The following is an 11,532-nucleotide window of genomic DNA, read 5'->3' on the forward strand; positions in this document are numbered from 1 at the left end:
AAATAATACTAAATTGTAAACTTGTTTTTTGAGATTCCTACGGAATGACAAACCAGACGTTGAAATAATAAGAAATGATAAACTTGTTTTTTGAGATTCCTACGGAATGACAAACTAGATGATAAAATAATACTAAATGATAAACTTGTTTTTTGAGATTCCTACGGAATGACAAACTAGATGATAAAATAATACTAAATCATAAACTTGTTTTTTGAGATTCCTACGGAATGACAAACGTTATGTTGAAATAATAATTTTCAAATTCTAACTTCTAATTTCTGAATTCTAATTTCTAACTCCCAACTAAATCGTTTTCGTTTTAACAAAATTTTAAATCCATATCGTTAAAAAAAAGTATCTTCGCACCGCCAATAGTTTCGTTTCAAGGTGTAACATTTTGAAAACTTTGCAGACTATTAGTATTCAATCTATTACTAATTATATTTTTTTACAATGAAAAAAATTATTTTCTCCTTAATTGCAGGGATTATGCTTATGCCAATGAGCGTAAAAGCTGACGAAGGAATGTGGTTTTTAATGTTTATTGAAAGATTAAACCACCGCGACATGCAAAAGATGGGCTTACAACTTACAGCCGAAGAAATCTACAGCATCAACAACCACAGTTTAAAAGATGCCATCGTTCAATTTAACGGAGGTTGTACTGCTGAAATCGTTTCAAAAGATGGTTTAGTGTTAACCAATCACCACTGTGGATATGATGTTATTGCTGAACTTTCATCAGAGCAAAAAAACTATTTAAAAGATGGTTTTTGGGCAGCAAATAGAAAAGAAGAAATGAAACCTTCAAATCTTTTTGTTCGTTTCTTCGTTAGAATGGATGATTGTACTAAGAGAGTTTTGGCAGTAGTAACTCCAGGAATGAGCGAAGCTGATAGAGAAAAAGCAATCAATGCAGAAATTGCAAAAATTGAAAAAGAAAATAACGAAGGTGGAAAATATACCGTATCGGTTCGTCCTTTCTTTCAAGGAAACGAATACTACTATTTTGTATACCAAGATTATAAAGACGTTCGTTTAGTAGGAACGCCACCAGAAAGTTTAGGAAAATTTGGTGGTGATACAGACAACTGGGAATGGCCACGTCACACAGCAGATTTCTCTATGTTCCGTGTGTATGCTAACGCTGATGGTTCGCCAGCAGAATATTCAGAAAACAACGTTCCATTAAAACCAAAACACTATTTGCCGGTAAATATTGGTGGTGTAAAAGAGAACGACTATGCTATGATTTTAGGATATCCAGGAAGAACAAACCGTTGGATGCCAGCAAGCGGAATTGAGCAAAACGTGAAGTTTGCTTATCCTGCTTGGGTTGAAGGTGCAAAAACGGGTATGGACGGAATGAAAAAATACATGGATCAAAGCGAAGCTATCAATTTAATGTATGCTTCTAAATATGCTCAAACGGCTAACTACTGGAAAAACCGTCAAGGAATGATTGACGCTTTAACCAAATTTGGTACAGCTAAAACAAAAGCAGCTCAGGAGAAAAAATTCAATGCTTGGGCAAACAAACCAGCAAACAAAGCAAAATATGGAACTGCGGTTGACAACATCAACAAGTTTTATGCGTTAACTAACGAAAAGTCAAGACACGACAACTACATGATGCAATTGTTCAGAACGACTTCTTTTGGAACTATTGGAAGAACACTAGGTCGTCAGCTTGATGCTTATGTAAAAGCAGATGCAGCAAAACGTGCTCAACTTGCTCCAGCTATCGAAGAAATGGCTACTGAAATGTACAAAGAAATTCACATACCAGCAGAAAAAGACATACTTGCTGCTCAGTTGAAATTATATGCTACAAAAGCTACAGGTTATGCCATTGCACCATCTGTTAAAAAAATAGCTGAAGAAAATAACAACGATTTTACTAAATATGTAAACGCAGCGTTTGATTTAAGTATCTTCACTTCAATGGATAGAATTAAAGCATTTTTAGCTTTACCAAATCAAGCAATGCTTGAAAGCGATCCATTGTATACGTTAACTAACGATATGTTAACGCATTACAATACAAAATCAGACGAAATTACAAAAGCACAAAACGATTACTCAGCAGGATTCCGTCTTTTAGTTGAAGGTTTGAGAGAGTCTAAAATTGGAACTATCAAATATCCAGATGCTAACTCAACATTACGTTTAACGTATGGAAAAGTTCGTTCATTACCAGCAGACAAGCGTAATGATGCAACTATCAATAACTACACAACTTTAGCTGGACAAGTTAAAAAGTACAAAAAAGGTGATCAAGAATTCGATTTACCGGTAAAAGTACTTGAAATGCAAAAGAACAAAGACTACGGTCGTTATGCTGACAAAGACGGTTCGCTTCACGTGAATTTCTTGACTGACAACGATATTACAGGAGGAAATTCAGGTTCGCCAGTAATCAACGGAAAAGGAGAATTAATCGGACTAGCTTTCGACGGAAACATCGAAGCAATGGCTGGTGACGTAATCTTTGACGCTAAATTACAAAGAACAATCAACGTAGATATTCGTTATGTATTGTGGGTTATCGAGAACTTCTCGGGCGCAAAACACATCGTTGACGAAATGACATTGGTGAAATAATCCAACCTGAAAAGGTTTATAAAAAAAACTCCGAGCTAAGCAATTAGTTCGGAGTTTTTTTTATTCCTAAATAAACCTGTCAGGTTTAAAGCCAGCTGTAAAAGTAATTTGGAGCGAATCGCTTGGGATGTATCAGCAATCCATTTTCCCGCTTTTCGTTACAATATTTTTATTGTTTGTCACCTCGAGCGCAGTCGAGATGCCTTTTTCTTAACAATAAAAATGATTTCCACTTCAATCGGGGCTAAACAGGATTTGAATTAATTTTTTGTAAACATTTTAAACCTAACAGGTTTCGAAAACCTGTTAGGAATTATATACTTACTCCACAACTTTAATCTTGATATTCTCCGAATGACTAGAAAATTCTGGCGCATACATACTTTGCAACGTAGAAATACCATTATTAAACGAACCCAAATTGGTTACACGTAAATCGTATTCCAAAACATAAGTTCCTTTATTTAAAGCATCAAAAAAGAAATGTGTGGCAACATCTTTTGTGCTTTTGTAATAACTACAATTGCTGCTTGATTGATATCCCGAAATTACATCTACAGGTTCCAAACACGAAGCTCTCAAATCTTTTAAATGCACAAATTCCAAATTGTTTTCAGTTTTGATGATTAGTCTAACGGTTAGTAAATCGCCAACTTTTAGTGTTTCATCCGTAACGTTAACTAATTCATCGCTTTTGGAAGTTTTTACTTTTTTGAATAAAAAAATGCCCCAAAAAGAATTACTTTTTGAGGCATTTTTATAGAAAATTTAATGAATTTTAGTTTCCTATTTTTACGTTAACGATTGAATTATCATCCATTATAATTTTGGCGATGTAAACACCATTTGGATAGTTAAATTCGGTTTTGAAACTGTTTACAGGAATATCATTAACAAATGTGGTTAATTTTTTTCCAGCTATATCAAACAATATAATTTCTTGAATGTTTTTGGTAGCATTGATATACAATGTTTCATCTTTAATATAGGCTTGTGCCACTGTTGAAGTTGGATTGTCTATACCAAGAGCATTTGCTTGGAAAACTAATTCAAATCGGTCGTTGAAAGTTCCACTACCTGTCACAAACGTGTAGTGACTTGCTTTGATGTCATGGATAGTGTTTAATAGATTGTCTTTCAGATAAATATTTTGATTTCCAGCAAATATACCATCCAATTCATCTATACTGATGTTGTAGCTTCCTGCCGATGTGATTTTATAACCAAGCGGAATGATATCGGTATCTTCAAATGGCAACGCTTTACCTTGAATTACAAGTGCACGGTTATTTATTAGTGAGTAAATATTGATTTCATTGCTTGTAAACGAATCACCATCATACAGTCTATCAAAATCATTGGTTGCACCGTCAATATATCCAACAAGTGTTTGTCTGAACTTAGTTTGATCATATAAGTTTAGCCAAATTCTATGTTTTTCATTAGTATTTGTTCTGTAGAATTGTGAATTGTTTCCGCTTTCTCTCATATCATTGTTAAAACTAATTTGACCATCTGCAAAGACTTGAGCAAAGAAACCTTGACCAGCAGCAATTTTTCCTGTTGGTCTTAAACTTTCAGACGGATCAGTAATTGGAGGTTTTGCGGTAACAGTTCCACCAGTTAAATTCCAACTCGCATAATCCTGAGTATTATAAGGACCAGAACCAGAATATAGTGTTACTGAAGTCCAGAAAGATAATGTTCCGCCTAGTTCAGTATTATTTGGATGTGTTAAAAATTCTTCAGCATCAATTATACTTGGATATGGATTGGCCAGTAATGTAGTATTTGCTGTCACTAATGAACTGCTATCATAGCTGTTGACATTTATATTGACGATTCCATTATTTGGCTTTCCAGTGAATGGGAATGTTATTGTTCCAGTTCCTGTATTGAATGGTGCAATATTTTTAACTCTGGTGATGAAACCTTCTCCGCGAGTTGTAGTTGTTAGTGGTAACCAAGTTCCGTCAGGAGCGCCAGTATTTGGTTCCCATCGATATTTTTGGTCAAATTGACTTGGAATTTGACTTAAAACACTTTGTTCAACTGGTGAACCCCAATATACATAAGCATATCGTGTCATTGAACGTGTTACTCTCGTGTATTTGATGTTACCAACGTTAATCGCGCTGTCGTTTATTTGGACTAAACTAGCATTGTTTTTTATATCAAATAATCCAGTAGCATTTACATTTACAAAATCGGTAACTGTAATATTGTTTGTGCTATTTACTTCTAATTTTCCACCAGCTAAAACACTTAAATTGTAAGCGAATGCGTCATAGTTAGTTCCTTGAATTATTGGGTCGATGGTTACATTTGGTATAACAACACAATGTGTATTGTTTGGAACTCCGATTGGTGTCCAGTTATTAGGTTCATTCCAATTATCACTTACCAATCCATTCCAAGTTTTACCGGTATAGGTTACTTCTATACAGTTACTGAAAACATCTGTACAAGTAACCCCATTTAGAGTTGAACTTACTCTAATGCGGTAATGAGTGGTTGCAGTAAATGCTCCGGTTGGCGTATAGCTATTTCCTGTTGCTGCAGGTGTAACATCTGTCCATGTTCCTGCACAACCGGTAGTGCTACTTTGCCAATAGTATGTTCTAGTGCCGGTTCCTGTTGGATGAGCGGTAACAGTTAATGCCATTACAGTAGCAATACTACAAGCCGATTGCGTTCCTGTTATTGTAGGAGTACCAACTATTTGATTGACAAAAACGGTTACACTACTAGTAGGATTAGATTGACATACAATGCCGTTTTGCGTAGCAAAAGCTATTCTGCGGTAATACGTAATTTGATTAATTGGTCCGGGTGCATCATAGCCTTCAGCAGTCGCTCCGAAAATATCTGTAAAATTGGTATTATCAGTACTGATTTGCCATTGGTAATGAGTTGCACCAGATACAGCTGAACCTGTAAAAGCCGCTGGATTACCACCATGACAAACGGTTTGGTTACTGTTTATACTTCCTGGATCAACAGCTGGATTTACGGTTATGGTTACACAGTTGCTGTAAGTACTACAAGACACGCCATTTACTGTTGAAGTAACGCTAACTCTGTAATAAGTAGTTACGGTTAATGCTGATGGTGTATAAGTAGCAAGGGTTGCACCTGGAATAGTAGTCCAAGTTCCATTAACACAATCAGTAGTGTTGGTACTGCTTTCCCATTGAAGCGATGCGCCGGCAGTTGCACCGGATAGGTTTAATGATGCAGGAGTTGCGCCTTGACAAATAATTTGATTAGCACTTACATTGCCTCCCGCTACACTATTAGGTGTAATCGTGATACAATTGCTGTAGGCTAAACACGATACTCCATTAAGGGTAGAAGTAGTTTTTCTTCTAAAATAGGTGGTTTGAGTTATTGAACCTGCCGGAATGGTATAGTTTAGATTAGCGGCATTATCAGTTGTGACAGTAGTAAACCCACTATTGCAACCGGCTGTTGTACTGCTTTCCCATTGATACGTAATTGTAGCACTTGCGTTTGCAGCAGGAATTGTTGCTGCTGTTCCTGTTAAAGCTATAGCAGGATTTGGTAAACAAACCGTTTGCGAGTTTGCTATTGTTCCCGCCGAAGTAATACTGTTTACGGTTATCTTAACGCTGTTTGTATAAGCAGTACAAGTTACACCACCAACAGGCGTTGAGGTAAGTAAAACTCTATACCAAGTGCTTTGCGTTAATGTCGGTGGAGTATAGGTTGTACCTGTTTGGCTTGGAGTAATAGGAGAGAAATTTGTTCCATCTGTACTACTTTGCCATTGATGAGATATGCTTACACCCGTTACGCTTGAAAGAGTAAGTTGTGCAGGAGTGCCACCACTACAAATGGTTTGGTCGCTGCTTACTGTTCCTAATACTGTTGGTGCTACTTGAATAATAATGTCTTGTGTAACTCCTGTACAATTAACAGAAGAATAAAGAGAACTAGGTGTAATTCTAAATGTTACAGATTGAGTTGATGTACCAGTATTTGTTAAAGTTACTCCAAGGTTGAACGTACCCGGACTTGGAATATTTGATATGCTTCCTGAAGTACCTGAAGTACTACTTGCTGTAACTCCTGCCGGTAAAGAACCTACTATTTGCCAAGCGAAAGACATTGGTGCATCAGTAATGTTACCTACAACATTTATATTAGTAGTACTACCACTACAAATAGTTGTGCTTGGTGAACTAATAGAAGCTACTCTCGGTATAGGACGGATTTCGATGGTTCTTGTAGCGCTAGCAGAATTACAAGAATTGCTACCTTGGGTAAACCTTGGAGTTATTGTAATAATACTTGTTTGTGTACTATTAGTATGATTATTAGCTGTGAAAGTATTCGTAAAAAAATGACTTGTAGATTCTGTAAACCAACCTGTTGAAACAGTAGTACCAACAGGACCTCCAGATGTTGGGTTAATATAACTGTTGTTAACAGTCCAATAAAACCTTACGTCAGAAAGAAAACTATGTGCTATACTTACATTTATTGTAGGTATTGTTGCACCGTTGCAAACAGGTGTTGCAGAACCACCGCTAATATTAGGACTGGTTATGCTAGCGCCTGTAAGTCTTATACGTACATCACTATTACTTGTTACACTTTGAGATGGAGAACAGTTGTTATCTGTTATTATCAAGCGGTAATAACCTTCTGCGGTAGGAGTATAAGTAGCGGTAGTGCCAACATTTGTCCATCCGTTTGTTCCGTTTGTACTTTGCTGCCATTGATAAGAATAGTTTCCTGAACCGCCCGATACCGGGGTAATCATATACAATGGAACAGCTTCACCACCACCAATGCCAAAAAAGCTACCACAAACTTCCTGCGAATATCCTATCACCGGTGCTACCAACGGTGCATAAACCGTAACACTTGCAGTAGTAGTGTTGGTACAACCGTTAGCATTTGTGGCGGTTATGGTAAAAGTTGTAGTTTGAGTTGAAGTTGTGTGGTTAGTTAATGTACCCGAGATGTTTGTAGGTAAATTTCCTGTTCCCGAAGCAGCTATACCTCTAATGTTTCCGGTTGTTAAATCGCCGTTATCTCTTGTCCAGCTATAAGTAGTAGTTCCGGTTAAATTGGTACTTATGTTCATAGCCGTCATTGCTGTATTGTGGCAAATAGACTGGTTATTGTTAGTAACGTTTATTTGTGGTCGAGGTCGTACCGTGATACTCACAGTAGTATCGTTAGAATTACAACCTGCTGCAACAGCTCTTATGGTAAAAGTAACCGTTATATTGGCAGTACCGTTGTTAGTCAACGTTCCTGCAATGTTGCCTGTACCACTACTTCCGTTAGCAATTCCTGCGCCAGGATTGTTACTTGTCCATTCATAAGTAGTTCCGGCTACACCATTAGGATTAGTAAGATTGATGTTTACTGCATCTCCGCTACAAATTGATGCAGGAGTTGTAAGCGTTGCTAAAACTGTTGGTTTTGGGGTTACAGTAATAGTTGCTGTTCCTATTGTATTAGTACAACCGTTTGCGATGGCAGAAACAGTAAAAGTTGTTACCTGCGTCGTGTTGGTTGTATTGGTCAATGTACCGCTGATGCTTGAACCCGATGGTGTTAAACTTCCTGTTACATTAGCATTACTGCCACTGCTGATGCTATAAGTAGTAGTAGCTCCGGTAACTGTTGGGTTGATTAGATTTATTGTTGCCAAACTTTCGGAACAAATAGTTTGTGTAGGATTAGAAATAGTAGCTGTTGGTGTAGGATGTACCCTAACAGTTACAGTCGCCGGACTAATGGAAGCACAACCCGCAGCACTTGTTGCTGTAATAGTGTAAACAACATCTGTTGATGCTGAATTACTATTGGTTAAACTTCCTGATATTAAACCGCTTCCTGATACTAAGCCCGAAACTCCGGCAGGAGTAGTACGGCTCCAATTATAACTGATGCCTCCTGAAATACCATTAGGGTTAGAAGGTGTAAGCGTTATGGTTGCTCCCGAACACGTTTCAACATTTGGAGGTGAAGCCGGACTTACCGCTACGGTAGGTCTTGGATTTACATAAACGGTTATGATAAATACAGTAGCAGAACAACCTCCAGTTGTTGCTGTTACATTATAAACAGCGGTTTGTTGTGTATTTGTAGTATTTGTTAAGGTTTGTGAAAAAGAGCTTTGCCCTGTTTGTGCCGTTGCTCCGGTTATTACACCAACGCTAGAAAGAGTAGGCAATCCCCATGAATATGTCGTTCCGGCAGGAACAATATTTCCTCCGCCGTTTGCAGGAGTAACCGTTGCTGTATCTCCGCTACAAATGGTTTGAGTATAACTGTTTGGAATATAAGGTGAAATATTTACGGTAATAGCTAATGTTGCAGTAGCTCCAACGCCACAAGAATTAGTGCCATAAACAGTAATATTTCCTGATGTTGCTGTATTTGAGAAACTAACATTAATTGAATTAGTAGTAGATGAACCACTTGCGCCGCTTGGCAAGGTCCATACATAACCATTCTCATTGGCAATAGCCGGAACAGTATAAATTACACCTGTTTGCCCTTGACAAACAGGTGTTAAACCAGAAATTGCTCCTGCGGCAACTGGTAATGGATTTACAATTACAGTAACCGAAGCACATGTTGTTGTGTTACAATCACCACTGTATCTTACAAAGTAAGTGGTAGTAGTTGTTGGCGATACCGTAATGCTGTTTCCTGTTCCGGCAGGCGTTCCGCCACATGAACCTGAAAACCATTCTGCAGTTGCGCCTGTTCCTTGTGTTCCTCCAGCCAATGTTAATGTTGTAGAAGTTCCTTCACAGATAGGTGTTGCTCCAACAGTAATACTTGTTGGCATAACAGAAGGAATATTTACCGTAACAGGATAATTGGCTGAAACCGCTCCATCGCCACAATCGTTAGTAGCATAAACGGCTATATTTCCTGATGTTGCATTATTTGCAAAAGAAACCGTAATCGAATGAGTATTTGCTCCCGAAGTTATCGTTGCTCCTGTTGGCAAGGTCCATACATAACCATTCTCATTGGCAATAGCAGGCACAGTATAAACAACACTTGTTTGCCCTTGACAAACAGTTGCAGTTCCGCTGATTGCTCCTGCGGCAACTGGTAATGGATCAACCGTTACAGTAACCGAGGCACAAGTTGTAATGTTACAACTTCCGCTGTATCTTACATAGTAAGTGGTTGTAGTGGTAGGAGAAACAGTAATGCTGTTTCCTGTTCCGGCAGATGTTCCGCCACAAGAACCGCTAAACCATTCAGCAGTTGCGCCTGTTCCTTGTGTTCCTCCAACTAATGTTAATGTTGTAGAAGTTCCTTCACAAATGGTTGTCATTCCGCTGATGCTTGTTGGCACAACAGAAGGAATATTTACCGTAACAGGATAATTGGCTGAAACCGCTCCATCGCCACAATCGTTAGTAGCATAAACGGCTATATTTCCTGATGTTGCTGTATTTGAGAAATTAACGGTAATGGTATTAGTGTTGTTTCCTGCGGTTATTGTTGCTTCTCCTGAAAATGCACTCAAATCCCAAACATAACCTGTAGCATTGGCAATAACAGGAATAGTGTAGGTAACACCTGTATCTCCTTGACAAACTGTTGCTGTTCCTGTGATTGGCCCAGCTGTTGCAGGTATAGTGTCAACCGTTACAGTAACCGAGGCACATGCTGTTGCATTACAATCTCCACTATATCTAACATAATAAGTGGTTGTAGTGGTTGGCGATACCGTAATGCTGTTTCCTGTTCCAGCAGATGTTCCGCCACAAGAACCGCTAAACCATTCGGCAATAGCGTTAGTTCCTAAACTTCCGTCTGTTACTGTTAAAACTGTAGAATTTCCTTGACAAATAGTTGTCGTTCCGCTGATGCTTGTTGGTGCAACGGAAAGAGTGTTTACCGTTACAGGAAAATCGGTAGAAACCGATCCGGTTCCACAAGAATTAGTGCCATAAACGGTAATGTTTCCGCTTGTCGCTGATGTTGAATAAGAAACTGTAATGGAATGGGTATTTGCTCCTGCAGTTATCGTTGCTCCTGTTGGCAAACTCCATACATAACCAGTAGCATTGGCAATAGCAGGAACAGTATAAACAACTCCTGTTTGCCCTTGACAAACTATGTTATTACCAATAGCTCCGCCGATTGTTCCCGCTGGATTAACAGCATCTTCAACAGTAATAGTACCGGTAGCGGTTACTGTTCCACAGCCATCCACTGGAATACTATAATTGTAAACACCCGAAGCAGTTGGCGTTCCGCTGATGGTAATAGTATCAGCACTCCAACTTGCCGTTATTCCCGGAGGTAAATTTGCTGGCGTTCCAATTCCTGTTGCCAAAGAAGTGGTGTGTGTAATATCGGTTGTTAAAACAGTATTGATACATAGTATAGGAGAATATGACGCTGCGCCAACACTACTGTTAAGGGTAACAGTAATTGTTCCTGTTGCGTTTACATTACCGCAACCTCCAATTAATGGAATAGAATAATTAAAAACGCCATTAGCTGTTGGTGTTCCGCTAATAGTAATAGTGTTTGAAGACCAAGTTGCTGTTACACCAGCAGGCAAACCGTTTGCACCCGAAACTCCATTGTTTTGAATGCCTATAGCATTTGTAGTGGTATGAGTAATACTAGATACTAAAGCCGTATTGATACACAAAGTAGGTGTAGCCGAAGCTGAGCTTACCCCAAGATTATTTGGATTGACGGTAACGGTTTTAACGACTTGTGAAGAAGGACCGTTACAACCATTAGCAGTTACTTGAATATCTACTGTTCCTGAGAAACCATTTGCCCATGTCATTACTCCTGTGGTAGCGTTGATGTTTCCTGCTGCTGCATTGCTCAAACTCCAGTTAAAACCTGTGCTGTTTGTAGCAGTAGTAGCATAAGTTGTAGTCGTTGTAC

At 38.4% G+C, this 11,532-nt stretch carries 3 protein-coding genes; 1 reads left to right on the top strand and 2 read right to left on the bottom strand.

Annotated elements, in window-relative coordinates:
* Positions 1 to 456 precede the first annotated feature (456 nt).
* Positions 457 to 2,607 carry a S46 family peptidase gene (locus G6042_RS01010; RefSeq protein WP_169522405.1) on the top strand — a complete coding sequence of 717 codons (2,151 nt, stop codon included), beginning with the start codon at positions 457 to 459 and terminating at the stop codon, positions 2,605 to 2,607.
* Between the two features lie 321 nt (positions 2,608 to 2,928).
* Here the strand turns inward: G6042_RS01010 and G6042_RS01015 are convergent, their stop codons facing one another.
* Together G6042_RS01015 and G6042_RS01020 are read right to left on the bottom strand one after the other, a co-directional pair.
* On the bottom strand, positions 2,929 to 3,375 hold the full coding sequence (locus G6042_RS01015) for an alpha-2-macroglobulin family protein (protein WP_169522406.1): 447 nt from the start codon (positions 3,373 to 3,375) through the stop codon (positions 2,929 to 2,931).
* 10 nt (positions 3,376 to 3,385) lie between these two features.
* On the bottom strand, positions 3,386 to 11,473 hold the full coding sequence (locus G6042_RS01020) for an Ig-like domain-containing protein (protein ID WP_211161608.1): 8,088 nt from the start codon (positions 11,471 to 11,473) through the stop codon (positions 3,386 to 3,388).
* Positions 11,474 to 11,532 lie beyond the last annotated feature (59 nt).

Source organism: Flavobacterium solisilvae, assembly GCF_012911605.1.
Taxonomy (GTDB): domain Bacteria; phylum Bacteroidota; class Bacteroidia; order Flavobacteriales; family Flavobacteriaceae; genus Flavobacterium; species Flavobacterium solisilvae.